Here is a 25,353-nt window from a genome sequence, read left to right on the forward strand (position 1 = left end):
GACTATCACTTATTTAAGTGATATTGGTTGTCTGGAGATTCAGGGGGCCAGTCTAGTGATTAAGTTTTATGCATTTAATGAAAAAAATCTGAGGAAAAGGTGGATATCTGAGCGATTAATACCATGAACGCTAAAACGCACAGCGGAAAATGCCAGCGCCAGCCATAAGTAACGCAATAATAGATTTAAGCAAATATAAAAAAAGACAATGGTTTCTGTCACAAATCCGTTAATGGATAGTGAGATATGGGGCGCAAATTTGGCAGGGAAATGTGTGATGTGTAGGTCGAATAAGGTGTTCACGCCGCATCCGACAATGGGCTGGCACATTTGCCTGATGCGACGCTGGCGCGTCTTATCAGGCCTACGTCGAGTCGAACCTCACTGCCCCCGGAGGTTCTCATCCTCTTCAGACCGCAGAAAGCAAAAAACCAGCCCGTAGGCTGGTTTTTCTAAATTGGTCGGTGATAGAGGATTCGAACCTCCGACCCCTTCGTCCCGAACGAAGTGCGCTACCAGGCTGCGCCAATCACCGAATGCGGGGCGCATCTTACTGCGCAGATACGCCCTCGTCAATCCCTTAATAGCAAAATGCCTTTTGATCGGCGAGAAAGTCAGCAGGCCGTTTAGTTAGCCACAACAGCCTTCGCCTGTGGGATGTGACACCAGTTGTTGTTTTCGTTAATTCCACCATCCGGTGAAGTATAGCCGAGACAGCCCATGATGGTGTCGTACAGCTCTACGTGACGGCGCGGTACTTTCATATCGGCTTCTTTTTTCAACTGCGCGAATGCCTGCGCATTGGCCGGATTTTCCAGATATTTATCTGACATCCAGACCATCATCGGTACGCGGAACTGCTCCGGTGGTGCATATTCGCGTGGTGTACCATGCAAGTGCTCACGCTCGTTAATCGACTCACCGTGATCCGCTGCATAGAAAATAATGGCCTTCTTATCGCGGAATCTGTCGATCACCGAGTCGATAAAATGATCTACGTAGGTAATGGAGTTATCGTATGAGTTAATCATCGGCGCTCTTGGACATTTGCGATCAATTGCATAACACTCTGGCTTCCACTGGGCAAACTCACGTGGATAACGCTGAGTATAGTTGTAGTGCGACCCTTTGGTATGCAGCACAATCAGATGCTTACCTTCTGGTTTTTTCTCCAGAGAACGTTCAATTTCATTAACCAGCAACATGTCGTCTACCGCTTTCCCACGGTTACGTGGCTCAGCCGCGATTTGCTCACGGTAGGCAATGTTGTCAGCCATGGTATTGCTGTAGAACCACATCTCGCTCTGCATGGCGTACAAATCAGAGCTAAAACCCAACTGCTTGAGAACCGCAAATACGTTCTGCTCTTTGAGCGTACGTTGAGGGTTATCTTCCGTTCCGCCCTCACGAACAAACATACAGCGTAGTGATAATTTAGTCGCAGTATCGCAAGAATAACCACGGTACATCACCAGATTTTTCTCTTTCGCCAGCTTCGGCGTGGTATCACGCTCGTAACCCAGCATCCCCATATGATCCCAACGCGTGGTTTCACCAATAATGAAAATCACATAGGTGTCGTCGAGATTTTGCGTCGGGGTATAGGTGAATTTTTTCGCCGGATTCATCAACGAACGATTGTCAGAAGATTCATCCACTTGCGCCCAGGCGTACAGACCCAGCGCAGAAAGCCAGTTCGAGGGTAAATAAGAGTTCGCCAGCACCCCGCCATAACTTGGCATATCCACCCCAGCCATGCGGTCTGCACGCTTTTGTGCTACATCCATAAGACGGATTGGGCCCCATACCAGCAAGCCCGCTAACAGCACAGTAAGCGCGCTACGCCAGCGTGTTTTCGGGGTACAAAGCTGACGCCAGAAGGTGTCTTGTGAGCGGTTCATCCAGATAAAGAGCAACGGGATAATACTCACCAGTACAACCCATGCGATAAGTGTCCAGCCAACCACTTCTTTCGACAGGTCGATGTCGGTGGTCATCACCGAAGCGACAATCCCGTAGCCAATCATGACGTTCATAAATGTCATGTAGTAACTGGCTCCGGCAGAAATCAGCACCAGCAATGAAGCCAGCACTTTCCAGGCCGTTCTGCCAAAGAGTGAAATTAAGCGTAAAAAGAAGAAGGTTGCCAGAACCGTCCCTGCCAGTTCGATAACCGCCGAGACACCATTAAGAAAAGTGAAGTTATGCGCGTAACCATCAAACCGACGGAAATAGACTGCGCAATTCATAAACAAACCAATATAGACAGCGAGCAAAAAGCTTAGCTTTTGCTGCGTTATCGTTTTGATATATCTCATGCAAACAAACCCTGGACAAACAGGTGATAACACCCTGCTTAGCGGCTTTTCAGGCCCGGCAGGGGAAAAGTGCGGAGGTAGCCAGATAAGTAAAATCTACACGCGCGAATAAGTAGACCACAGCAAAGGGAAAAAGTGTGGGGAAAGAGTGTGCATGAAGCACAAATTTACAAAAATGCAAGTATGAAAGGAGACTTTCATTAATTGAACACTTAAAAGGGCCAGCTAACTGGCCCCAACTTTATCAATGACTCATCCTGAATTGTTTTGATACATTGGCTCATTCACGGTGAAAAATGTGCCACTCTATCTCAGGACGAGACTGAAACCAGTCGCCAAACTTAACCATGCACCTCACGAAACGCTCTGAGTCCTGGTTGGCGAATAGTCGTAGAAAGTGCCAGAGACAGAATCAGCAGGGCGAAAATCACGTAGAAGGTCACATAGAAACCGCCAAACAGTGAGGCAATAATCGAGCCGCAAATACTACCAATACCGAAACCGAGGTAAATTACACCGTAGTTTTTCGCCAGATTATTAAGTCCAAAGAACTCGCTGACCAGTGACGGGAACACCGTGATTGTACCGCCGAAGTTAAAGGCCACGCAGGCAATCGCTGCGAAGAACGTTAACGCATTGAGTGGAGCGAACAGCAGTGCCGCCATGCCCACCAGCGAAACTACCTGTCCAATGGTGATGACCCGAATACGGGCAATTTTGTCAGACAGAATACCCAACACCAGACGACCAGAAAGGTTAGCAATAGAAATAACCGTCACTGCATTGGCTGCGGAAATTGCATCAAGATGCGCCAGACTCTGGGCGATATCTTTCGCCACCCCAATTACATACAGACCGCTCATGCAGGCAGTCAGGAACATCACCGCTAACATCCAGTATTGTGGTTTTCGCATCGACTCTGCCAGAGTGAAATCATTTTCCACCACACCATTATGGGTTTTGACTTCCTGTTTCGGCGCATCTTTCATTAAGGTCGCACCAAAAACAATCATCACCAGCGCAATCGCACCCCAAATTATAAAGGTTTTTTCCAGACCGACCGTTTCCAGCAGTTGCGTGTCGATAAATTTGAAACCCAGGCTACCCAGGCCATAGGAACCAATGGCGAATGCGGAGATCAAACCTTTACGTTCCGGGAACCACTTCACGCAGTTAGAGAGCGTCAGCAAGTAACCCGCGCCATCTGCCAGACCGACCAGCACACCGGCACTCAGCCACAGCATCATCAGGTTGTTGGAATGCGCGGTCAGGAAGAAGCCTAATCCCAGCAAAATACCTGAAGCCATAGTGACGCGTTTAACGCCAAAACGTTCCTGTAATTTTCCCGCGACAGAAGAAGAAATTGCCAGTCCCAGACTCAACAGGCCAAAAGAAAATGCCACCTGGCTTACCGGTGCATCTAGTTTGGCGGAAAGTGCACCGTTAAACAGGCTCCAGGTATAAACCGACCCCAGGGCAAACTGGGTAATAATAGTACCGATAAGCGTCAGCCAGCGCGTACGTTGATAGTTGGAAGGTGTCATGGCAGTGTTCCTGCATTAATAAAAAGGAAAGGTCTCTGCCGACAACCATATCGAAGTGCACTTTATGCCAGGGGAAAAACGGCATGAAATGCCATCAGAACGGAATGAAATGCCTTAGTTCAGGAATGAATGACGTGACAAATATTCACCGCAATAATAATTATGTCAGTTAGTACCCACTATCAGCACAATGATTGTTATACACGGCCTTGAATTGTAAATGACAAGTTAAAATCTGGCGCTAACGCCCATGCTATACAAATAATCATTATTATTGTTGCTGTTTTCTGCCTGAGATAACGCGGCATAAGCGGCAATATTTGGATTAAGCAACATATCGGCTCCCACCGTCACATCAAGCCAGTTGCCGTTCTGATTTGTCGCCGTCATGCGGCTCAGGCCTGATTGAGCCTTCCAGATATTCTCGCCAAATTGCTGGTTATAGCTGATTTGCGCCCAGGGACGAAAATCACCAAGCCGGGAATCAACACGCCAGCCTAATGTACTGACGCTGGCATGCCATAACGGATCGGTCAATGTTGCAGTGCTGTCGCCAAACTCGTTATACATCGAATTGGTCGTACCATCATAATGCAATGCGGCGACTGGGCCTGTTGTAACATGTTCATATAAAGGGAAATTCCAGCCCATACTCATACTACTGGTCACATCCGCAGGCGTATCCTCCGCCAGATTGACTTCCAGTCCCAGCGCCCTTTGGCTACTTTGAATACGTTGCGACAAAATATCATTGTAATCAGGTTGGTGATCGCTATCCCAGGTATAACGCTCCGTAGTATGCCCAGGCTGCGTATCAACGATATATTCTTGTTGCCAGGCATAAGCTGTGTTGAGAAAAAGAGAACTGGTTACAACGCTCGCCAGCAAACTTAACGTCCAGTGGCCACCGCATTTTTTTATGATCATTAACACGACTCCAGGAAAGAGCCGAATTCGGCGATATTATTGTCATTGTATGAAGGATATCGGGCATATTAGCCCTGTATTAAATATTGACTTTTTCACCGATGCGTCAAGAAAAGCAGGTGAAATTTTTACGACCGGGTATATAACGAGGGAAAGTATGGAACGTTGCGGCTGGGTGAGTCAGGATCCACTTTATATTGCCTACCACGATAATGAGTGGGGCGTGCCTGAAACCGACAGTAAAAAACTGTTCGAAATGATCTGCCTTGAAGGACAACAGGCTGGGTTATCCTGGATTACCGTCCTCAAAAAACGTGAAAATTATCGCGCTTGTTTTCATCAGTTTGATCCCGTCAAGGTTGCGGCAATGGAGGAAGACGATATCGAAAGACTGGTACAGGATGCCGGGATTATTCGCCATCGTGGAAAAATCCAGGCCATTATCGGCAATGCGCGCGCTTACCTGCAAATGGAGCAAAACGGCGAACCGTTTGCCGACTTTGTCTGGTCGTTCGTAAACCACCAGCCACAAGTGACACAAGCCAGAACATTGAGCGAAATCCCTACTTCAACGCCCGCCTCCGACGCGCTCTCCAAGGCTCTGAAAAAACGCGGCTTTAAGTTTGTTGGCTCGACGATTTGTTACTCCTTTATGCAGGCATGTGGGCTGGTGAATGATCATGTGGTTAGCTGCTGTTGCCATCCGGAGAACAAAACATGATTCGGGAAGCGCAACGTTCGGAACTGCCCGCGATTCTGGAGTTATGGCTGGAAAGCACAAGCTGGGGACATCCCTTTATAGAAACAAGCTATTGGCGTGACTGCATTCCGCTGGTACGTGATGCATATCTTGCCAACGCGCAAAACTGGGTGTGGGAAGACGATGGTGAATTTCTCGGTTTTGTCAGCATTATGGAGGGACGATTTCTGGCAGCAATGTTCGTTGCACCGAAGGCCATCAGGCGCGGTATCGGTAAGGCGCTGATGCAATATGTACAGCAGCGCCATCCCCATTTGTTGCTGGAGGTTTATCAAAAAAACCAACCGGCGCTAGATTTTTACCATGCGCAGGGGTTTCATATTGTCGACTGCGCATGGCAGGAGGAAACCCAACTCCCTACCTGGATTATGGATTGGCAGGCGGATCAAACGCCGTAAGCGACAGCTTCGGGCCATTATATTTTTCCAGCCACGCCAGCGCCGTGTTACCCGCACAGCCATTCCCCAGCCGCGAGCTGGGAAGGTCTTTAGTTAGCACGTTAACCGCACCATTTTTACAAATGCCGCCAGCAGATAAATCCAGATCTGGCCATGCACCTTCGTGAATACAAATCACGCCTGGCTTAATACCTTCGCTAATGACTGCTCCGGCAAGGATTTGCCCGCGCGAGTTCCACACCCGAACTGTATCGCCATCTTGTATGCCGCGCGCCCGCGCATCCTCTGGGTGAATGGTGACAGGTTCACGATTTGCCACCGCATACAATTCGCGTAGAGAACTGTAATTCAGCTGACTGTGCAGACGATGTGCCGGGTGAGCAGAAAGTACCTGCAACTGTTCCGGTTCGGCATTGCCCTGCCACTCATCCGGCTCCAGCCACGTTGGATGTCCCGGACAATCCCGGTAACCATAATCCGCAATGCGCTGCGAGAATATTTCAATCTTGCCGCTGGCGGTTTTTAACGGATGAGCCTGCGGATCGCGGCAGAAATCGGCGAAGCGAATAAACCGCTCACTGTCTGGGTTTTCCGGCATCTCAATTAATTGGTTGGCTTCCCAAAATTCATCAAATGGCGGCAATTGTACCTGCTGACTTGCCCCACGCTGCCGGGCGACGTTATAAAACGTTTCCAGCCATTGCAGCTCACTTTTTCCTTCCGTAAATCGCGCATAACCGCCCTTTTCCCACCGTTCGCTTAATTCAGCAAAAACATCAAAATCATTACGTGCTTCATCACGCGGTGGCACCACTTGTTTCATCGGCACCAGATGCTGATTGCTGTAATCTCCGGTCATAGTGAGATCATTACGCTCAAACGAGGTGGTTGCAGGGAGGACAATATCGGCGTGTTTCGCCGCCGCCGTCCAGAAGCATTCAGATATCACCACCAGCTCTGGTTTTTGCCAGGCGCGGATCAAGCGGTTAGTATCCTGATGATGAGTAAAGTTGGCGCCGCCCGCCCACCAGATAAAACGAATATCCGGAAAATGTCGGTTCATGCCGTTGTGTTGATATGCGCCACCGGGGTTTTCTAATGCTTCAACGATACGGGCAACGGGGATTTTATCTACTGCATCGGTGCCGCCAGGCAAACTACTCTGCATGGAAGAGAGCACCGCAGCGCGGCGGGTCGGATTGCCGCCATTAGCAAAATGGTAAGAAAGGCCAAAACCGCCACCGGGTGTGCCGATTTGCCCCAACATTGCCGCCAGCGTGACGATCATCCAGTGTTTTTGCTCACCAAACTGCTGGCGCTGCATTCCCCATCCCGCCATCAGCATCGTAGTGTTTTGGTGGAAAATAGCCGCCAGCTCGCGAATTTTCTCCGCTGAAATGCCACAAATCTCCGCCGCCCATTCGGCGGTTTTCGCTATTCCATCGTTCTCACCCAGCAAATAAGAAGCGAAGATGTCATAACCCGTGGTGCAACGCGCCAGAAACGCCTCATCGTGCCAGCCGTTTTTCACCAGCGTATGGGCGATCCCCAGCATTAATGCCACATCGGTGCCCATATGTGGCGCTATCCACTCCATTTTATCGCCAAAGAAATCGACGGTTTCCGATCGCATGGGATCAATACAGATCAGTTTTTTCCCGCTATCACGCAATGCGGAAAAATAAGAAAGCCCCTGCTCATCGGACGCATTCCACGCAATTTTCAGCGTATTTAGAGGGTTAGCACTCCACAGCACCACCACATCGCTATGTTGCAGCACCAGCGGCCAGCTGGTCTGCTGCTGATAGACTTCGCTACCCCCCACGACATACGGCATGATCGCCTGTGCCGCGCCGGTCGAATAATCCCCCAGATGTCCGGTATAACCGCCTGCCAGCGCCATATAGCGTTGTAATAAAGTTGACGCTTTATGCAATACACCGTTTGAACGCCAGCCGTAGGAACCAGCAAAAATCGACTCCGGTCCATAAGCATCACGAATACGTTTATGTTGATGGTGGATGAGCTCCAGCGCCTCATCCCAACTCACGCGAACAAATTCATCCTGCCCACGAATGCCTTGTGGGGTTTCTGGAGACGCGAGAAAGCCTTTGCGCACCATTGGAAATCGCACCCGCGTATTGCTGTGAACCTGGTCGCGAACCGCGCTCTGCAAGGAGTTTTCCAGCTCTGTTGCTAACGCGCCACGCGAGCTAAACACGGTTTCGCCGTCGGTTTCAACCAGCATGGGTCCCCAGTGGGCGGCAGTAAGAACGGAATAACGTGAGGATGAATTGGCCAAACCGAAGGCTCCTGAAAGGTTAGATGTATTGAGCAGTTAAATATTACTTACAAATTTCCGAGTATTCCCAGGAATAATCTTCATGTTCACACGGCATAATCTCCCGCCACGGCACCCGTGAACAAGAATAAAAAGGTTATTAAGGATTAACAATGAAGAAACGTGTTTATCTTATTGCTGCCGTCGTGAGCGGCGCTCTGGCGGTATCTGGCTGTACAACTAACCCTTACACCGGCGAACGTGAAGCAGGTAAATCTGCTATCGGTGCAGGTCTGGGCTCTCTCGTTGGCGCGGGTATTGGCGCACTCTCTTCTTCGAAGAAAGATCGCGGTAAAGGTGCGCTTATTGGCGCAGCCGCTGGCGCGGCCCTGGGCGGCGGTGTTGGTTATTACATGGATGTGCAGGAAGCGAAGCTGCGTGACAAAATGCGCGGCACCGGCGTTAGCGTAACCCGTAGCGGGGACAACATTATCCTTAACATGCCGAACAATGTGACCTTTGACAGCAGCAGCGCAACTCTGAAACCGGCTGGTGCTAACACGCTGACTGGCGTGGCAATGGTGCTGAAAGAGTATCCGAAAACAGCGGTTAACGTGATTGGTTACACCGACAGCACGGGTGGTCACGACCTGAACATGCGTCTCTCCCAGCAGCGTGCGGATTCCGTTGCCAGCGCGTTGATCACCCAGGGCGTGGACGCCAGCCGCATCCGTACTCAGGGTCTTGGCCCGGCTAATCCGATCGCCAGCAACAGCACCGCAGAAGGAAAAGCGCAAAACCGCCGCGTAGAAATCACTTTAAGCCCGCTCTAATCCCTTTCATGCCGGGTGATGCAGAAATCACCTGGCATTCTTCAGTTTTCCTTCATCATGTTTCAGGCTAAGGTGATCGCCTTATCAGTGAATGGAGAGAAGAATGAAGCCGTCCGTTATCCTCTACAAAGCCTTACCTGATGATCTACTGCAACGCCTGCAAGAGCATTTCACCGTTCACCAGGTAGCAAACCTCAATCCACAAACCATCGAACAAAACGCGGCGATTTTTGCCGAAGCTGAAGGTTTACTGGGTTCAAACGAGAATGTTGATGCCGCATTGCTGGAAAAGATGCCAAAACTGCGTGCCACATCAACTATCTCCGTCGGCTATGACAATTTCGATGTCGACGCGCTTAACGCCCGAAAAATCCTGCTGATGCATACGCCAACCGTATTAACAGAAACCGTCGCCGATACGCTGATGGCGCTGGTGTTATCTACCGCTCGCCGGGTTGTGGAGGTAGCAGAACGCGTAAAAGCAGGTGAATGGACCGCCAATATCGGCCCGGACTGGTACGGCATTGATGTTCACCATAAAACACTGGGCATTGTCGGGATGGGACGGATCGGCATGGCGCTGGCACAGCGCGCGCATTTTGGCTTCAACATGCCAATTCTCTATAACGCTCGCCGCCACCATAAAGAAGCAGAAGAACGCTTTAACGCCCGCTACTGCGATCTGGATACGCTGTTACAAGAATCAGATTTCGTTTGCCTGATCCTGCCGCTAACTGAAGAAACTCATCACCTGTTTGGCGCGGAACAATTCGCCAAAATGAAATCCTCCGCTATTTTCATTAATGCAGGGCGTGGCCCGGTAGTTGACGAAAATGCGCTGATTGCAGCGTTGCAGAAAGGGGAAATTCACGCCGCTGGTCTGGATGTCTTCGAACAAGAGCCATTGCCAGTAGATTCGCCGTTGCTCTCAATGGCAAATGTCGTTGCAGTACCGCATATTGGTTCAGCCACTCATGAGACGCGTTATGGCATGGCTGCCTGTGCCGTGGATAATTTGATTAATGCGTTGCAGGGGAAGGTTGAGAAGAACTGTGTGAATCCGCACGTCGCGGACTAAGCCGCGACTGCGTGGAGTAAAGCCCGATAATCGCTCGGGCTTTTACTCTTTATTGGGTTGCAGTAACTGCCGTAGTCCAGGCCTGATTAAACGCCTGATGCTGTGCCGGTAATGGCGCAATCAGTTTGTTATATTCACTCGCCTGCTGTGAAGTCGGGAACTGGATGCCATTCGCGACAAAGCTCACCTGAGTACCTTGTTGAGCGATGTAGTCCCCCACCATCACCAGTTGCTGCGTAAACGTTTGAGCCGCCGGAATCAGCGGTTGCAACGCATCAGCTGGGGTCGTCACTACTTTAGTGAATGCCTGATCAAAGACCGGTTTCAGGTCATCGGTCTGTTTTAGCGCAGAGTGTGCGGCATCGGCCTGCAACTTCGCATTTTGCAATTGTTGCGCCAGTACGCCCAGAGATCCGTTCATTTCACGCAGTGGACCACTTTGCGTGACATAATCCTGTGGTACGCGAATCGCGTTAACGCTGTCTACAACCGGACGCAGACCGGAATCCATCGCCTGATTAACCTGTTGGGAATAGCCATACAGGATCGCGTAATCAGAGACAAAAGGACCAAACTGTTTTTTCTGATCGGCAGTCAGGGTTGGTAGACGTTCACCGCTACGCATCACTGTATTCTGCAGGAAGTCGATAAACGCTTTACGCTGATCGCCTTCTTTATCAAAACACCCACTCAGGCTAACTACCATTAATAACGCCGCAAGAGGCGCAAACCAGCGAGAGCAGGACTTTCCTGTCGCCATTTTCTTACTCCTTTCACCCAAAAAAAGCGCACAACGACACACGCGTGTCTGACGCTGACAAGGATAGTCCAGGACAGGCTTACAGGATACCCTTTATGCATAATCTTCCTGGGAAAATGATGTAGAAAATGAAGAAGAGTTAATTTGTTGTTTTATTGTTAAAAACAGGCATTATTATTGCGTTTTTGTGGCCAGCCCCTCCCTCCTCTTGGTAGGCCAGATTTTCGGAATCTTTACAATCCCAGGACGCAACGAAATATATCGGCATTAATCATATTGTTAGGCGACTATAAGTCACGGCAACTTAGCAGCTGAATCGAATCATACTTAAATCACTCACGGGTTTCTCCCCGCTGTGTCTGCTTTTCCCGACTATTCTTAATGAGCTTCGATGAAATTCACGATCCCGCAGTGTGATTTGAGGAGTTTTCAATGGAATATAAAGATCCAATGCATGAGCTGTTGAGTAGCCTGGAACAAATTGTTTTTAAAGATGAAACGCAAAAGATTACCCTGACGCACAGAACAACGCCTTGTACCGAAATTGAGCAATTACGTAAAGGGACAGGGTTAAAAATTGATGATTTCGCCCGGGTTTTGGGCGTATCAGTAGCCATGGTGAAAGAATGGGAGTCCAGACGCGTAAAGCCTTCCAGTGCCGAACTAAAATTGATGCGCCTGATCCAGGCCAACCCAGCATTAAGTAAACAGTTGATGGAATAGACTTTTATCCACTGTATTGATGTTTACGGTCCTGATGACAGGACCGTTTTCCGACCAATTAATCATAAATATGGAAAATAATTGTTGCATCACCATTCAATGCGTGGCTTAATGCACATCAACGGTTTGACGTACAGACCATTAAAGCAGTGTAGTAAGGCAAGTCCCTTCAAGAGTTATCGTTGATACCCCTCGTAGTGCACATTCCTTTAACGCTTCAAAATCTGTAAAGCACGCCATATCGCCGAAAGGCACACTTAATTATTAAAGGTAATACACTATGTCCGGTAAAATGACTGGTATCGTAAAATGGTTCAACGCTGACAAAGGCTTCGGCTTCATCACTCCTGACGATGGCTCTAAAGACGTGTTCGTACACTTCTCTGCTATCCAGAACGATGGTTACAAATCTCTGGACGAAGGTCAGAAAGTGTCCTTCACCATCGAAAGCGGCGCTAAAGGCCCGGCAGCTGGTAACGTAACCAGCCTGTAATCTCTGCTTAAAAGCACAGAATCTAAGATCCCTGCCAATTGGCGGGGATTTTTTATTTGTTTTTCAGGAAATGAATAATCGATCGCGTAATACAATCTATTATTATTTTTATAAAGAATAAATTTGGGTGCATTGAGAATGCGCAACGCCGTAAGAAAGGCGGGAATAATTTCCCGCCGAAGACTCTTACTCTTTCAAATTGCAGGCTAAAAATGCTGCCAGCTCATAGCTTCCCTGTTTAATATGCAATTCACACAGTGAATCTCTTATCATCCAGGTGAAAAATAAAAGCGTGAAACAAATCACTATTAAAGAAAGCAATCTATATTTCTGCGGCATTCCCAGCCTCCTGTGTTGATTTCCAACGAGTAAGAGGCTAACCTTATGGTGTTCAGGCATAGGGCAGCCTCACTTTGATTTATAGTCAGGTGGGGCTTTTCTCTGTCTGCCTTTTGGTGAATACCTGAGACAAACAGTCTCAAGCACCCAGACTTATTTTAGCGTAATAACCTCTTTTCCTCTCCTTAATAAATTCCGAAAAAAAATCTCATGAAATTAATATATGAGATAATTTTTATTCAGCAGAAGATTATTACAGGTAGCTGTATTATTTAGTGATAAAAAAAGTCTGCCATCTGGCAGACTTTTTAATAAAGGAGTTATTACTGCAGTAAAGAAATATCCGCAACCCGCAGGAACAGTTCGCGCAGTTTTTCCAGCATGGTCAGGCGGTTGATACGCAGATCTTTATCATCAACCATAACCATCACTTTATCGAAGAAGGCATCAACCGGTTCACGCAGCTCAGCCAGCTCGACCAACGCATCCTGGTAACGACCTTCAGCGAAGTACGGCTCCAGCTTGTCGCGCAATACGACCACCTGCATCGCCAGTTTAATTTCTTCCGGCTCTTTCAGGGTGGAGGCATTCACGCGATCGCTCAGCACTTCGTCTGATTTCGCCAGAATGTTAGATACACGCTTGTTCGCCGCCGCCAGTGCTGCCGCTGCTTCCAGGGTACGGAAGTGCGATACTGCTTTCATACGCGCATCGAAATCAGCCGGACGAGTCGGACGACGCGCCAGTACCGCCTGGATGGTGTCGACGGTGTAACCTTCGTCCTGATACCAGGCGCGGAAGCGACCGAGCATAAAGTCGATAACGTCATCAACCACATTGGCGTTAGTCAGCTTATCACCGTACAAGCGCACCGCTTCTTCGGTCAGCGTTTGCAGATCAAGATTGAGGTTCTTCTCAACGATAATACGCAGCACGCCCAGCGCCGCACGACGCAGTGCAAACGGGTCTTTATCACCTTTTGGATGCTGACCAATACCGAAGATGCCCGCCAGGGTATCCATCTTGTCAGCAATCGCCAGCGCACAGGCTACCGGGTTAGACGGCAGGGAATCACCAGCAAAGCGCGGTTGATACTGCTCGTTCAGCGCCACCGCGACATCTTCCGCTTCACCATCATGACGCGCGTAGTGCATACCCATAACGCCCTGGGTGTCGGTGAACTCAAAGACCATGTTAGTCATCAGGTCACACTTGGACAGCAGCCCCGCACGAGTTGCGTGGTTAACGTCAGCGCCAATCTGTTCAGCGATCCAGCCAGCCAGAGCCTGAATGCGGTCAGTTTTATCGCGCAGTGTCCCCAACTGTTGCTGGAACAGTACGGTTTGCAGGCGCGGCAGGTTATCTTCCAGACGTTTTTTACGGTCGGTGTTGAAGAAGAACTCGGCATCCGCCAGACGCGGACGAACGACTTTCTCGTTACCGGAAATGATCTGCTGCGGATCTTTCGACTCAATGTTGGCAACGAAGATAAAGTTCGGCAGCAGTTTGCCGTCATTCGCATACACCGGGAAGTATTTCTGGTCACCTTTCATGGTATAAACCAGTGCTTCAGACGGTACAGCGAGGAATTTTTCTTCGAATTTCGCGGTCAGAACAACCGGCCATTCAACCAGCGAAGCCACTTCTTCCAGCAGGCTTTCGCTTAAGTCAGCATTACCACCAATCTTACGCGCCGCTTCTTCAGCATCGGCTTTAATCTTCGCTTTACGCTCTTCGTAATCGGCAATGACTTTACCGCGCTCACGCAGAATTTCCGGATACTGATCGGCATTGTCGATGGTAATTTCCGGCTCACCCATAAAGCGATGTCCGCGAATTACGCGATCGGACTGAATACCCAGAATAGTTGCCGGAATGACTTTATCGCCCAGCAGCAAAGTTACGGTGTGCACCGGACGCACAAAGTGCACGTCAGACGCGCCCCAGCGCATCAGTTTCGGGATCGGTAGTTTCGCCAGCGAAGTGGCTACCATGTTCGGTACAAGCACCTCGGTGCTTTCGCCCTTCACGTGAGCGCGATACAGCAACCATTCACCTTTGTCAGTAGTCAGACGCTCGGCCTGGTCAACGGAGATCCCGCAGCCACGCGCCCAGCCTTCTGCTGCTTTACTCGGTTTGCCTTCGGCGTCGAAAGCCTGGGCAATCGCCGGGCCGCGTTTTTCGATTTCACGATCCGGTTGCGCTTCCGCCAGGTTAGCTACTTTCAGCGCCAGACGACGCGGAGCAGCAAACCATTGAACGGTGCCATGAGCGAGGCCAGCGTTATCCAGCTCCGCAGTAAAGTTCGCAGCAAAGGACTCAGCCAGGCTGCGCAGTGCTTTTGGTGGCAGCTCTTCAGTGCCGATTTCCACCAGAAAAGTTTTCTCAGACATAGCCGCCTCTTACTTATCTTTGTTGCACATCGGGAAGCCGAGGGCTTCACGGGAAGCGTAGTATGCTTCTGCCACTGCTTTGGTCAGGGTGCGAATGCGCAAAATATAACGCTGACGCTCGGTGACGGAGATGGCTTTACGCGCATCCAGCAGGTTGAAGCTGTGGGCGGCTTTCAGAATACGCTCGTAGGCAGGCAGCGGCAGCGGATTTTCCAGTGCCAGTAGCTGCTGCGCTTCTTTCTCGTACTGCTCGAAGCAGGTGAACAGGAAGTCCACGTCCGCGTATTCGAAGTTATAAGTGGACTGCTCCACTTCGTTCTGATGGAACACGTCGCCATAAGTGGTTTTACCCAGCGGGCCGTCGCTCCAGACCAGGTCATAAACACTGTCTACGCCCTGAATGTACATCGCCAGACGTTCCAGACCATAGGTGATCTCGCCGGTAACCGGTTTACACTCCAGACCACCAACCTGCTGGAAGTAAGTGAACTGAGTCACTTCCATGCCGTTCAGCCACACTTCCCAGCCCAGACCCCAGGCACCCAGCGTCGGGTTTTCCCAGTTATCTTCCACGAAACGAATATCGTGGATGGTCGGGTCCATTCCCAGCTCTTTCAGGGAACCGAGGTACAGCTCCTGAATATTGTCCGGCGATGGCTTAATGACCACCTGGAACTGATAGTAATGCTGTAAGCGGTTGGGGTTTTCGCCGTAGCGACCATCGGTCGGGCGACGAGAAGGCTGGACATAAGCAGCCGCCATCGGTTCTGGCCCCAGCGCGCGCAGACAGGTCATTGGGTGAGAGGTTCCCGCGCCGACTTCCATGTCCAATGGTTGAACAATGGTGCAGCCCTGGCGAGCCCAGTAATCCTGTAAGGTCAGGATCAAGCCCTGGAAGGTCCTGGTATCAAACTTTTGCATATTATTTCGTGCTGGATACGTGTGGATTTAAAGGAAGGGATCAGTATACCCGCTGGATGGAAGATATACAGTACGAAACGGGAAAAAGCAGGGCTTAACGCATGGAAAGATGCAAAAAATGGCCATCTGCGTCAAAAGAACAGACAAAGTGCTCTTTCCGAAAGGTATAGCCGCGCATTTCGTAACTCCCCTGGAACTGTTCAAATGCGGTGACGTCGATTTTTTGCTCGCCGGTGTTATAACGTTTTGCTGCCTGATCCTTGCACAAGGCTTCCATATTCAACGAACGCAGAGGATCAACTTTTACCCGTTGTGCTTTCTGTACGGGTGGCGGTGTCGAGCATCCCACTAACACCATAAGCACCATTGCCGGAAAGAAATAGTTCATCATCATTAAATTACCGTCTGGTTTGCAGGTGAGTCTTATTATTTATATCGGTATAGTGGCTGATATCTTACGAATTTCCTCAAGCCTCTATAAGCTGTAGTGATAAAACTCAGATTATTCCAGTGCGCCAACCGAATGATTTATCGGTCAGACTTTTTTTAACCAGATACAGAGACACAGATGCAGCCCAAAATTTACTGGATTGATAACCTGCGAGGGATAGCGTGTTTAATGGTGGTGATGATTCACACCACTACCTGGTATGTGACCAATGCCCATAGTGTTAACCCCATCACTTGGGATATCGCGAATATTCTAAATTCTGCCTCTCGTGTCAGCGTACCGCTATTTTTCATGATTTCCGGCTATCTCTTTTTTGGCGAACGTAGCGCCCAGCTGCGTCATTTCTTACGTATCGGCTTATGCCTGCTGTTTTATAGCACTGTCGCACTGCTCTACATTGCACTGTTTACTTCCATCAATGTGGAGTTATCGCTGAAAAATCTGCTGCAAAAGCCGGTGTTTTATCACTTATGGTTTTTCTTCGCGATTGCGGTGATTTATCTGGTTTCGCCGCTGATTCAGGTAAAGCACGTCGGCGGTAAAATGTTGTTGGTGCTAATGGTGGTGATTGGCATCATCGCCAACCCAAACACTGTGCCACAGAAGATCGACGGTTTTGAATGGCTACCAATTAACTTATATATCAATGGCGATACCTTTTACTACATCCTGTATGGCATGTTGGGCCGCGCCATTGGGATGATGGACACGCAACATAAGCCACTGTCGTGGATGAGCGCCGCACTGTTTATAGCCGGGGTATTTATTATCTCTCGTGGGACATTATATGAATTACGGTGGCGCGGAAATTTTGCCGATACCTGGTATCTTTACTGTGGGCCGATGGTTTTTATCTGCGCAATTGCGTTACTGACTCTGGTAAAAAATACACTGGATACGCGTACTGTTAGCGGGCTTGGACTGATATCCCGTCATTCTCTGGGTATATACGGGTTCCACGCGTTGATTATCCATGCGCTGCGCACCAGTGGTATTGAGCTTAAAAGCTGGCCAATACTGGATATTATTTGGATCTTTTGCGCGACGCTGGCAGCAAGCTTGTTACTTTCTGTGCTGGTGCAACGAATCGATAAAAACAGATTAGTGAGTTAAGTAAAAACCCGGTCACACTGGGCTGACCGGGCTTACCTGGATTATTCGCTATATTCTTCCTGCGCAGCCATCGTTTCTTTTGGGGCGTTGATTCCGGCATCACGGATATTTTTCTGCACCGCTACTGCACCAAACAAGCTTAAAAAGAAGGCCAGACCATAAAAGCCTTTTTCACTGAGTAATAACGTTGCATTCCACAGACCTACCATCAGTAACGCGACAGAGATGATAAATACCACCAGGCAGGTCATATAATAAATAGATGTGGTAGGAATACCTTCATACTTATCCCGAACGGTCTTTTGATAGGAAGCTGCCGAAAACAGCCCTAACACCAATACGGCAAAATAATATCCCTTTTCATTTAGCTGCATCTCTGCATTCCATAGCCCCAACAGATAGGTAACGATACCACCAGCAAGAGCTACCCATGACACAATACTGAATGCCGGAGAATAGGTTGATATTTTGTTTTCCATCACAGATTTCCTTTCATTCCTGAACTATTAAGAGCTTTATGGCGATCATGCCGAGCGAAACAAGCGCATTTGACCAAACAAGCAAACAAAAAAGGCAATCGGGTAGATCACCATTTCATAAGCGTTAATGGGTGCGTTTAAAACGCCGATAAACAAAAGGCCGATAGTGATTAACGCAACTAACTGGCAAATGCGAATAAAGAAATCATCCAGTTGCCCGAGTTTCTCTGCGCGCAGATAGGCATAGTTGCCAAAAGTCCCCGTCATTAACACGCCAAGAAAATAGCCTTTGCCACTTAACAATGGACATGAGATCCATAATCCAATCAGATAAACCAGCGCCCCGACCACAAATAATAGTTTTGCCACAGTCTTTGAGTTTTTCATAACGATCTCCGTATCTACCGGTGATACATTACGAGTAACCAACGAAAGACAAAACTGAAAAACACCATTAACAAATGATTTTCAGAATAAATCCATATAAAAAATTAATATATTCTAAATATATATAGATGGAGATTATCCCCCGCCACATAAGGCAGGGGGAAATATTATGCCATTAGCGGCAGAAGTTGCTGATAGAGACGACGGAACGTTTCACGCCGTGGCTGATAAGCAGCATAACGCTGCGCGTTCGGCAGATGCGACTGTTCTAAAGGAAGTTGCGGCAACAACTCAATGAGAGATTTATCTGGATTTACCGCAATCTGTGCCAGCCTTGCTGCGCCTAATGCTGGCCCCACATCCCCCCCCGTGCGGTAATCCAGTTGCTGACCGCTAATATCCGCCAGCATCTGACGCCAGTACTCGCTACGCGCTCCGCCACCAATCAGTGTAATGCTTTGCGGTTGAATGCCACAGGCATGTACGACATCCATGCCATCCGCCAACGCATACCCCACGCCTTCCAGTACCGCGCGTGCCAGTTCTGCGGGGCCGTGTTGATGGGTGAGGCCGAAGAAAACGCCCTTTGCCTGTGGATTATTGTGCGGCGTACGCTCGCCAGAAAGATAAGGCAAAAACCAGACAGGATCGACGCTCTCATCGGCCTGCTGGGCTGCGGCAATTAAAACAGGGACATCACTCAGACCGGTTAATTTCGTCGCCCAGTCCAGACACGACGCCGCACTCAACATCACAGACATTAAATGCCAACGCTGCGGCAATGCATGACAAAAGCTATGTACGGCACTTTCCGGCTTACTGAGGAAACCTTCGCTCACCGCAAAATAAACGCCTGAAGTCCCCAGCGATAACATTGCCTGGTTGGCATCAACCATACCCACACCAACCGCGCCAGCCGCATTATCGCCGCCGCCCGCAACAACCGGCACTGCATTCATTCCCCACGCTTTTGCAACCTCAGGTAGCAAAGTGCCGGTAATTTCGCTGCCTTCGTATAATGCTGGCATCTGATCTCGAGATAACTGGCAAGCCTCCAGCATAACATCACTCCAGTCACGCTTTGCGACATCCAGCCACATGGTGCCAGCTGCATCAGACATATCACTGGCGAATTCTCCAGTCATCCGCAGACGCAAATAATCTTTCGGCAATAATACTTTGTCTACCTGAAGGAATATCTCTGGCTCATTTCGCTGAATCCACAGCAATTTAGGCGCGGTAAATCCGGGCATCATCAGGTTGCCTGTAATATCCCGCGACTGCGGAACTCGCGCTTCCAGCAAGGCACACTCCTCCGCGCAGCGCCCGTCGTTCCACAAAATGGCGGGACGTAGCACCCGCTGCTGAGCATCAAGTAAAGTTGCACCATGCATTTGCCCGGCAATACCCAATGCTTTAACGTCTCGCAGAGAATGCTGTTCACCCAGGGTTTTCATCGCGCGACCAGTCGCCAGCCACCACTGTTCCGGATCTTGCTCCGACCAGAGTGGATGCGGACGCGAAACGGTTAGTTTTTCCGTTTGCGAAGCGACCACTTCACCTTGCTCGTTGAGCAAAATAACTTTTACGCCCGATGTGCCAAGATCTATCCCGATATACATAGCGATTGTTCCTTAAAAAAATGCCCGGTATCGCTACCGATAACCGGGCTTGCGGACTGCACAATTAGCCGTTATTTGTCGAACAGATAATGATTTACCAGATTTTCCAGTTGCTCCTGGCGTCCACTCTGATGCACCGGCGCCAGATTGTTGTCCTGAGCATATTTTGCTAAATCAGCCAATGACATTTGGCCTTTCAGGATTTGCTGACCCAGTTCGCTATTCCAGCCGGAATAACGCTGCGCTACGCGTTTATCCAGTTCGCCGTCTTCAATCATGCGTGCTGCAATTTTCAGTGACAGCGCCATCGTATCCATCGCCCCAATATGACCGTAGAACAGATCGTATTTATCAGTGCTCTGACGACGTACTTTGGCATCAAAGTTCAGACCACCGGTCGTGAAACCACCTGCTTTGAGGATTTCATACATTACCAGCGCGTTCTCTTCCACGCTGTTCGGGAACTGGTCAGTATCCCAGCCCAATTGCGCGTCGCCACGGTTAGCATCGACAGAACCGAACAGACCAAGCGCAATGGCTGTGGCAATTTCATGGTGGAAAGAGTGACCCGCAAGCGTCGCGTGGTTCGCTTCAATATTCAGTTTAATCTCTTTTTCCAGGCCAAACTGTTTCAGGAAACCGTAAACCGTTGCGGCATCGTAATCATATTGATGTTTGGTCGGTTCTTGCGGTTTCGGTTCGATAAGCAGCGTGCCCTGGAAACCGATTTTATGTTTATGCTCAACCACCATCTGCATAAAGCGACCAAGCTGTTCACGCTCCTGACGAAGATCGGTATTCAACAGAGTTTCGTAACCTTCACGACCGCCCCACAGCACATAGTTTTCACCACCCAGTTTATGCGTTGCTTCCATCGCGGTAACAACTTGTGTAGCTGCCCAGCTAAAGACCTCGGGATCTGGGTTCGTCGCCGCGCCCGCGCCATAGCGAGGGTTAGTAAAGCAGTTAGCGGTTCCCCACAACAGTTTCACGCCGCTCTCTTCTTGCTTGCCAGCCAGCACATCGACCATTTGCGCAAAGTTATTGATGTACTCTTTTAACGATGTGCCTTCCGGGGAAACATCCACGTCATGGAAGCAATAAAACGGCACATGTAATTTGTGGAAAAACTCGAATGCGACATCGGCTTTACGCTTCGCCAGCGCCAGAGCTTCGCCAGGCTGCTGCCACGGACGATTAAAAGCGCCCACACCAAACATGTCCGCCCCGTTCCAGCAGAAGGTGTGCCAGTAGCAGGCGGCAAAACGCAAGTGGTCTTCCATACGCTTGCCCAACACCAGTTCGTCGGGATTGTAATGACGGAATGCTAACGGGTTAGAGGATTTCGGACCTTCATAACGAACGCGATCGAGCTGGTCAAAATAGGCTTGCATAATGAACTCCATAATCAGGTAATGCCGCGTGTGATGGATGATGTCGTAATATTGGGCACTCCCTTTCAGTTGCTCAATTATGTTATTTCACACTGCTATTGAGATAATTCACAAGTGTGCGCCCGCTCGCAAAAATAATATGGAATGATGAAATTGGGTGATTTCTCGAATAGAAAAATGCAACAAGTACAATTAATCAACAAAAGTAAGATCTCTGTCATAAATCAAGAAATAAACCAGAAATCGTAATCGAAAGATAAAAATCTGTAATTGTTTTCCCCTGTTTAGTTGCTAAAAATTGGTTACGTTTATCGCGGTGATTGTTACTTTTTTAAGCTGACCTCTAACAACAGAAGGCCTCTGAATCATGAAAATAAAGAACATCTTACTCACCCTTTGCACCTCACTCCTGCTTACTAACGTCGCAGCGCACGCCAAAGAAGTAAAAATAGGAATGGCGATTGACGATCTTCGTCTTGAACGCTGGCAAAAAGATCGGGATATCTTTGTTAAAAAAGCAGAATCTCTCGGTGCGAAAGTATTTGTGCAATCTGCGAATGGCAATGAAGAAACCCAAATGTCGCAGATTGAAAACATGATTAACCGGGGCGTCGACGTTCTTGTCATTATTCCATATAACGGTCAGGTATTAAGTAACGTTGTAAAAGAAGCCAAACAAGAAGGTATAAAAGTATTAGCTTACGACCGCATGATTAATGATGCAGATATAGATTTTTATATTTCTTTCGATAATGAAAAAGTCGGCGAACTGCAAGCAAAAGCCCTGGTTGATATCGTCCCACAGGGCAATTATTTCCTGATGGGTGGCTCCCCGGTCGATAACAACGCCAAGCTATTTCGCGCCGGGCAAATGAAAGTATTAAAACCTTATGTTGACTCAGGAAAAATTAAAGTCGTTGGCGACCAATGGGTTGATGGTTGGTTACCAGAAAATGCGCTGAAAATTATGGAAAATGCGCTAACTGCCAACAATAACAAAATTGATGCGGTTGTTGCCTCAAACGATGCTACCGCTGGCGGGGCGATTCAGGCATTAAGTGCTCAAGGTTTATCAGGCAAAGTGGCAATTTCCGGTCAGGATGCAGATCTCGCGGGCATAAAACGTATTGCTGCCGGTACGCAAACTATGACGGTGTATAAACCCATTACGTTGTTGGCAAATACTGCCGCAGAAATTGCCGTTGAGTTGGGCAATGGTCAGGAACCAAAAGCAGATACCACACTGAATAATGGTCTGAAAGATGTTCCATCCCGCCTGCTGACACCAATCGATGTTAATAAAAACAACATCAAAGATACGGTAATTAAAGACGGATTCCACAAAGAGAGCGAGCTTTAAGCGTCACGCCCCGGCGCTGACCGGGGCGTGATTTCTCTCCATGCCGCGTGAACTGATTGGCTTAGGTGGAGTCGTTATGTCTTATCTACTTGAAATGAAGAACATTACCAAAACCTTCGGCACCGTGAAGGCGATAGATAACGTCAGCTTGCGGCTAAACGCTGGCGAAATCGTCTCACTCTGTGGGGAAAATGGGTCTGGTAAATCAACGCTGATGAAAGTGCTGTGTGGAATTTATCCTCATGGTTCCTACGAAGGCGAAATTATTTTTGCTGGCGAAGAGATTCAGGCAAGTCACATCCGCGATACCGAACGCAAAGGTATTGCCATCATTCACCAGGAATTGGCCCTGGTGAAAGAATTGACCGTGCTGGAAAATATCTTCCTGAGTAACGAGATAACCTACAATGGGATTATGGATTATGACCAGATGACGCTACGCTGCCAGAAGCTATTAGCGCAGGTCAGTTTATCCATTTCACCAGATGCCCGCGTTGGCGATTTAGGGCTTGGACAACAACAATTGGTTGAAATTGCCAAGGCGCTTAATAAGCAAGTGCGTTTATTAATTCTTGATGAACCGACAGCCTCATTAACCGAGCTGGAAACCACGGTTTTACTGGATATTATTCGCGATCTGCAACAACACGGTATCGCCTGTATCTATATTTCGCACAAACTCAACGAAGTTAAAGCAATTTCCGATACGATTTGCGTTATTCGCGACGGTCAGCATATAGGAACACGTGATGCAGCCGGAATGAGCGAAGACGATATTATCACTATGATGGTAGGGCGAGAATTAACGGCACTTTACCCTAACGAACCGCATATCACTGGTGATGAAATATTACGTATTGAGCACTTGACGGCGTGGCATCCGGTTAATCGTCATATTAAACGGGTTAACGATGTCTCTTTTTCTCTGAAACGCGGTGAAATACTGGGTATTGCCGGACTGGTCGGTGCCGGACGCACCGAAACCATTCAATGCCTGTTTGGCGTTTGGCCCGGACAGTGGGAAGGGAAAATCTATATTGACGGCAAACAGGTGGATATTCGCAACTGCCAGCAAGCGATCGTCCAGGGTATTGCGATGGTACCAGAAGACAGAAAGCGCGATGGTATCGTTCCGGTAATGGCAGTTGGTAAAAATATTACCCTCGCCGCACTCAATAAATTTACCGGAGGGATCAGCCAGCTTGATGATGCCGCAGAGCAAAAATGTATTCTGGAATCCATCCAGCAACTCAAAGTTAAAACATCCTCCCCCGACCTTGCTATTGGACGTTTAAGCGGTGGCAATCAGCAGAAAGCGATCCTCGCACGCTGCCTGCTATTAAATCCACGCATTCTCATTCTTGATGAACCCACCAGGGGTATTGATATTGGCGCTAAATACGAAATCTACAAATTAATTAACCAACTCGTCCAGCAAGGTATTGCCGTTATTGTCATCTCTTCTGAATTACCTGAAGTACTCGGCCTTAGCGATCGTGTGCTGGTGATGCATGAAGGAAAACTAAAAGCCAACCTGATAAATCATAACCTGACTCAGGAGCAGGTGATGGAAGCCGCATTGAGGAGCGAACATCATGTCGAAAAGCAATCCGTCTGAAGTGAAATTAGCCGTACCGACATCCGGTGGCTTTTCTGGGCTGAAATCACTGAATTTACAGGTCTTCGTGATGATTGCAGCGATCATCGCAATCATGCTGTTCTTTACCTGGACCACCGATGGTGCCTACTTAAGCGCCCGTAACGTTTCCAACCTGCTGCGCCAGACCGCAATTACCGGCATTCTCGCGGTAGGTATGGTGTTCGTCATAATTTCTGCTGAAATCGACCTCTCGGTCGGCTCCATGATGGGGCTACTAGGCGGGGTCGCCGCTATCTGTGACGTTTGGTTGGGTTGGCCGCTGCCACTCACTATCATTGTGACATTGGTTCTGGGACTGCTTCTCGGAGCGTGGAATGGGTGGTGGGTCGCGTACCGCAAAGTCCCGTCATTTATTGTCACCCTGGCAGGTATGTTGGCATTTCGCGGCATCCTGATTGGTATCACCAACGGCACGACCGTTTCCCCCACCAGCGCCGCGATGTCACAAATTGGGCAAAGCTATCTACCAGCCAGTACCGGTTTCATCATCGGCGCGCTTGGTTTAATGGCTTTTGTCGGCTGGCAATGGCGCGGAAGAATGCGCCGTCAGGCTTTGGGTTTGCAGTCTCCGGCATCTACGGCGGTGGTCGGTCGCCAGGCATTAACGGCTATCATCGTTTTAGGCGCAATCTGGCTGCTAAATGATTACCGTGGCGTTCCCACTCCTGTTCTGCTGCTGACGTTGCTGTTACTCGGTGGAATGTTTATGGCAACACGGACAGCCTTTGGGCGACGTATTTACGCTATTGGCGGTAATCTGGAAGCGGCGCGGCTATCCGGGATTAACGTTGAACGAACAAAACTTGCCGTGTTTGCTATCAACGGTTTGATGGTAGCCATCGCCGGGTTAATTCTTAGTTCTCGACTTGGCGCTGGTTCACCTTCTGCGGGGAATATCGCCGAGCTGGACGCGATTGCAGCATGTGTGATTGGCGGTACTAGTCTGGCAGGCGGTGTGGGGAGTGTTGCCGGTGCAGTAATGGGGGCATTCATCATGGCTTCGTTGGATAACGGTATGAGTATGATGGATGTACCGACCTTCTGGCAGTATATCGTCAAAGGTGCGATTCTGTTGCTGGCAGTATGGATGGACTCCGCAACCAAACGCCGTTCCTGATT

General features: G+C 49.0%; 24 protein-coding genes and 1 tRNA gene. 11 read left to right on the forward strand and 14 right to left on the reverse strand.

Annotation, left to right across the window (positions count from 1 at the left end; all coding sequences use genetic code 11):
* Window positions 1-458: 458 nt before the first annotated feature.
* The 4 genes from BEG40_RS17505 to BEG40_RS17525 form a co-directional block, all read right to left on the reverse strand.
* A tRNA-Pro gene (locus BEG40_RS17505) sits at window positions 459-535 on the reverse strand.
* A 91-nt stretch (window positions 536-626) separates the two neighbouring features.
* Window positions 627-2,318, reverse strand: a complete 1,692-nt coding sequence (gene eptB / locus BEG40_RS17510) for a kdo(2)-lipid A phosphoethanolamine 7''-transferase (protein ID WP_105285838.1) — start codon at window positions 2,316-2,318, stop codon at window positions 627-629.
* 341 nt (window positions 2,319-2,659) lie between these two features.
* Complete coding sequence (locus BEG40_RS17515) at window positions 2,660-3,862, reverse strand: L-lactate MFS transporter (protein ID WP_000189032.1); 1,203 nt, start codon at window positions 3,860-3,862, stop codon at window positions 2,660-2,662.
* Between the two features lie 228 nt (window positions 3,863-4,090).
* The gene (locus BEG40_RS17525; RefSeq protein WP_105285839.1) at window positions 4,091-4,789 is read right to left on the reverse strand and encodes an autotransporter outer membrane beta-barrel domain-containing protein; all 699 of its coding nucleotides are present in this window, start codon (window positions 4,787-4,789) and stop codon (window positions 4,091-4,093) included.
* Between the two features lie 157 nt (window positions 4,790-4,946).
* Between BEG40_RS17525 and tag the strand changes: the two genes are divergently transcribed.
* Both tag and BEG40_RS17535 read left to right on the forward strand, forming a co-directional pair.
* Complete coding sequence (tag, locus tag BEG40_RS17530; protein ID WP_016160034.1) at window positions 4,947-5,510, forward strand: DNA-3-methyladenine glycosylase I; 564 nt, start codon at window positions 4,947-4,949, stop codon at window positions 5,508-5,510.
* Window positions 5,507-5,947, forward strand: a complete 441-nt coding sequence (locus BEG40_RS17535) for an N-acetyltransferase (protein ID WP_000617463.1) — start codon at window positions 5,507-5,509, stop codon at window positions 5,945-5,947. The genes tag and BEG40_RS17535 overlap by 4 nt, the downstream gene beginning before the upstream one ends.
* Here BEG40_RS17535 and bisC read toward each other — a convergent pair.
* A complete protein-coding gene (gene bisC, locus BEG40_RS17540) occupies window positions 5,916-8,249 on the reverse strand; it encodes a biotin sulfoxide reductase (protein WP_105285840.1) in 2,334 nt (777 codons plus the stop codon). The genes BEG40_RS17535 and bisC overlap by 32 nt on opposite strands.
* 152 nt (window positions 8,250-8,401) lie before the next feature.
* Between bisC and BEG40_RS17545 the strand changes: the two genes are divergently transcribed.
* Both BEG40_RS17545 and ghrB read left to right on the forward strand, forming a co-directional pair.
* On the forward strand, window positions 8,402-9,061 hold the full coding sequence (locus tag BEG40_RS17545) for an OmpA family lipoprotein (RefSeq protein WP_000747625.1): 660 nt from the start codon (window positions 8,402-8,404) through the stop codon (window positions 9,059-9,061).
* A gap of 103 nt (window positions 9,062-9,164) precedes the next feature.
* Window positions 9,165-10,139: a glyoxylate/hydroxypyruvate reductase GhrB gene (gene ghrB / locus BEG40_RS17550; RefSeq protein WP_000805002.1), complete on the forward strand. Its 975-nt coding sequence runs from the start codon at window positions 9,165-9,167 to the stop codon at window positions 10,137-10,139.
* 49 nt (window positions 10,140-10,188) lie between these two features.
* On the opposite strand, the gene BEG40_RS17555 is transcribed toward ghrB, so the two are convergent.
* Complete coding sequence (locus tag BEG40_RS17555; protein ID WP_000190517.1) at window positions 10,189-10,899, reverse strand: DUF3053 domain-containing protein; 711 nt, start codon at window positions 10,897-10,899, stop codon at window positions 10,189-10,191.
* Window positions 10,900-11,331: 432 nt separating this feature from the next.
* On the opposite strand from BEG40_RS17555, the gene BEG40_RS17560 reads away from it, so the two are divergent.
* From BEG40_RS17560 to BEG40_RS22170, 3 genes are all read left to right on the forward strand, one after another.
* On the forward strand, window positions 11,332-11,622 hold the full coding sequence (locus tag BEG40_RS17560; protein WP_010344962.1) for an HTH-type transcriptional regulator: 291 nt from the start codon (window positions 11,332-11,334) through the stop codon (window positions 11,620-11,622).
* A 280-nt stretch (window positions 11,623-11,902) separates the two neighbouring features.
* A complete protein-coding gene (gene cspE / locus BEG40_RS17565) occupies window positions 11,903-12,115 on the forward strand; it encodes a transcription antiterminator/RNA stability regulator CspE (RefSeq protein ID WP_000014594.1) in 213 nt (70 codons plus the stop codon).
* Between the two features lie 138 nt (window positions 12,116-12,253).
* Window positions 12,254-12,325 carry a hypothetical protein gene (locus BEG40_RS22170; protein WP_219906482.1) on the forward strand — a complete coding sequence of 24 codons (72 nt, stop codon included), beginning with the start codon at window positions 12,254-12,256 and terminating at the stop codon, window positions 12,323-12,325.
* Here BEG40_RS22170 and hokA read toward each other — a convergent pair.
* The 4 genes from hokA to BEG40_RS17585 all read right to left on the reverse strand — a co-directional run bounded on the left by hokA (window position 12,302) and on the right by BEG40_RS17585 (window position 16,162).
* Window positions 12,302-12,454 carry a type I toxin-antitoxin system toxin HokA gene (hokA, locus tag BEG40_RS17570; RefSeq protein ID WP_001135738.1) on the reverse strand — a complete coding sequence of 51 codons (153 nt, stop codon included), beginning with the start codon at window positions 12,452-12,454 and terminating at the stop codon, window positions 12,302-12,304. The genes BEG40_RS22170 and hokA overlap by 24 nt on opposite strands.
* Before the next feature lie 323 nt (window positions 12,455-12,777).
* Window positions 12,778-14,847, reverse strand: coding sequence for a glycine--tRNA ligase subunit beta (glyS, locus tag BEG40_RS17575; protein WP_105285841.1), 2,070 nt, complete (start codon window positions 14,845-14,847; stop codon window positions 12,778-12,780).
* Window positions 14,848-14,856: 9 nt separating this feature from the next.
* Window positions 14,857-15,768 carry a glycine--tRNA ligase subunit alpha gene (gene glyQ, locus BEG40_RS17580; protein WP_001168544.1) on the reverse strand — a complete coding sequence of 304 codons (912 nt, stop codon included), beginning with the start codon at window positions 15,766-15,768 and terminating at the stop codon, window positions 14,857-14,859.
* 94 nt (window positions 15,769-15,862) lie between these two features.
* Window positions 15,863-16,162, reverse strand: coding sequence for a YsaB family lipoprotein (locus BEG40_RS17585; RefSeq protein ID WP_000980219.1), 300 nt, complete (start codon window positions 16,160-16,162; stop codon window positions 15,863-15,865).
* A 174-nt stretch (window positions 16,163-16,336) separates the two neighbouring features.
* Between BEG40_RS17585 and BEG40_RS17590 the strand changes: the two genes are divergently transcribed.
* Window positions 16,337-17,332, forward strand: a complete 996-nt coding sequence (locus tag BEG40_RS17590) for an acyltransferase (protein WP_001182629.1) — start codon at window positions 16,337-16,339, stop codon at window positions 17,330-17,332.
* A gap of 41 nt (window positions 17,333-17,373) precedes the next feature.
* On the opposite strand, the gene yiaA is transcribed toward BEG40_RS17590, so the two are convergent.
* The 4 genes from yiaA to xylA all read right to left on the reverse strand — a co-directional run bounded on the left by yiaA (window position 17,374) and on the right by xylA (window position 21,214).
* Complete coding sequence (yiaA, locus tag BEG40_RS17595) at window positions 17,374-17,811, reverse strand: inner membrane protein YiaA (RefSeq protein WP_010349690.1); 438 nt, start codon at window positions 17,809-17,811, stop codon at window positions 17,374-17,376.
* Window positions 17,812-17,856: 45 nt separating this feature from the next.
* Complete coding sequence (gene yiaB, locus BEG40_RS17600; RefSeq protein WP_105285842.1) at window positions 17,857-18,198, reverse strand: inner membrane protein YiaB; 342 nt, start codon at window positions 18,196-18,198, stop codon at window positions 17,857-17,859.
* A 167-nt stretch (window positions 18,199-18,365) separates the two neighbouring features.
* Window positions 18,366-19,820 carry a xylulokinase gene (gene xylB, locus BEG40_RS17605; RefSeq protein WP_000275355.1) on the reverse strand — a complete coding sequence of 485 codons (1,455 nt, stop codon included), beginning with the start codon at window positions 19,818-19,820 and terminating at the stop codon, window positions 18,366-18,368.
* Between the two features lie 71 nt (window positions 19,821-19,891).
* Window positions 19,892-21,214 carry a xylose isomerase gene (gene xylA, locus BEG40_RS17610; RefSeq protein ID WP_001149551.1) on the reverse strand — a complete coding sequence of 441 codons (1,323 nt, stop codon included), beginning with the start codon at window positions 21,212-21,214 and terminating at the stop codon, window positions 19,892-19,894.
* Between the two features lie 367 nt (window positions 21,215-21,581).
* Between xylA and xylF the strand changes: the two genes are divergently transcribed.
* From xylF to xylH, 3 genes are all read left to right on the forward strand, one after another.
* On the forward strand, window positions 21,582-22,574 hold the full coding sequence (gene xylF, locus BEG40_RS17615; RefSeq protein ID WP_000694881.1) for a D-xylose ABC transporter substrate-binding protein: 993 nt from the start codon (window positions 21,582-21,584) through the stop codon (window positions 22,572-22,574).
* Window positions 22,575-22,650: 76 nt separating this feature from the next.
* Window positions 22,651-24,192: a D-xylose ABC transporter ATP-binding protein gene (gene xylG / locus BEG40_RS17620; protein WP_105285865.1), complete on the forward strand. Its 1,542-nt coding sequence runs from the start codon at window positions 22,651-22,653 to the stop codon at window positions 24,190-24,192.
* Window positions 24,170-25,351, forward strand: coding sequence for a xylose ABC transporter permease XylH (gene xylH / locus BEG40_RS17625; RefSeq protein WP_000045978.1), 1,182 nt, complete (start codon window positions 24,170-24,172; stop codon window positions 25,349-25,351). The genes xylG and xylH overlap by 23 nt, the downstream gene beginning before the upstream one ends.
* The last annotated feature ends 2 nt before the right edge of the window (window positions 25,352-25,353 follow it).

This window comes from Escherichia sp. MOD1-EC5495, from assembly GCF_002965965.1.
Lineage (GTDB): Bacteria > Pseudomonadota > Gammaproteobacteria > Enterobacterales > Enterobacteriaceae > Escherichia > Escherichia ruysiae.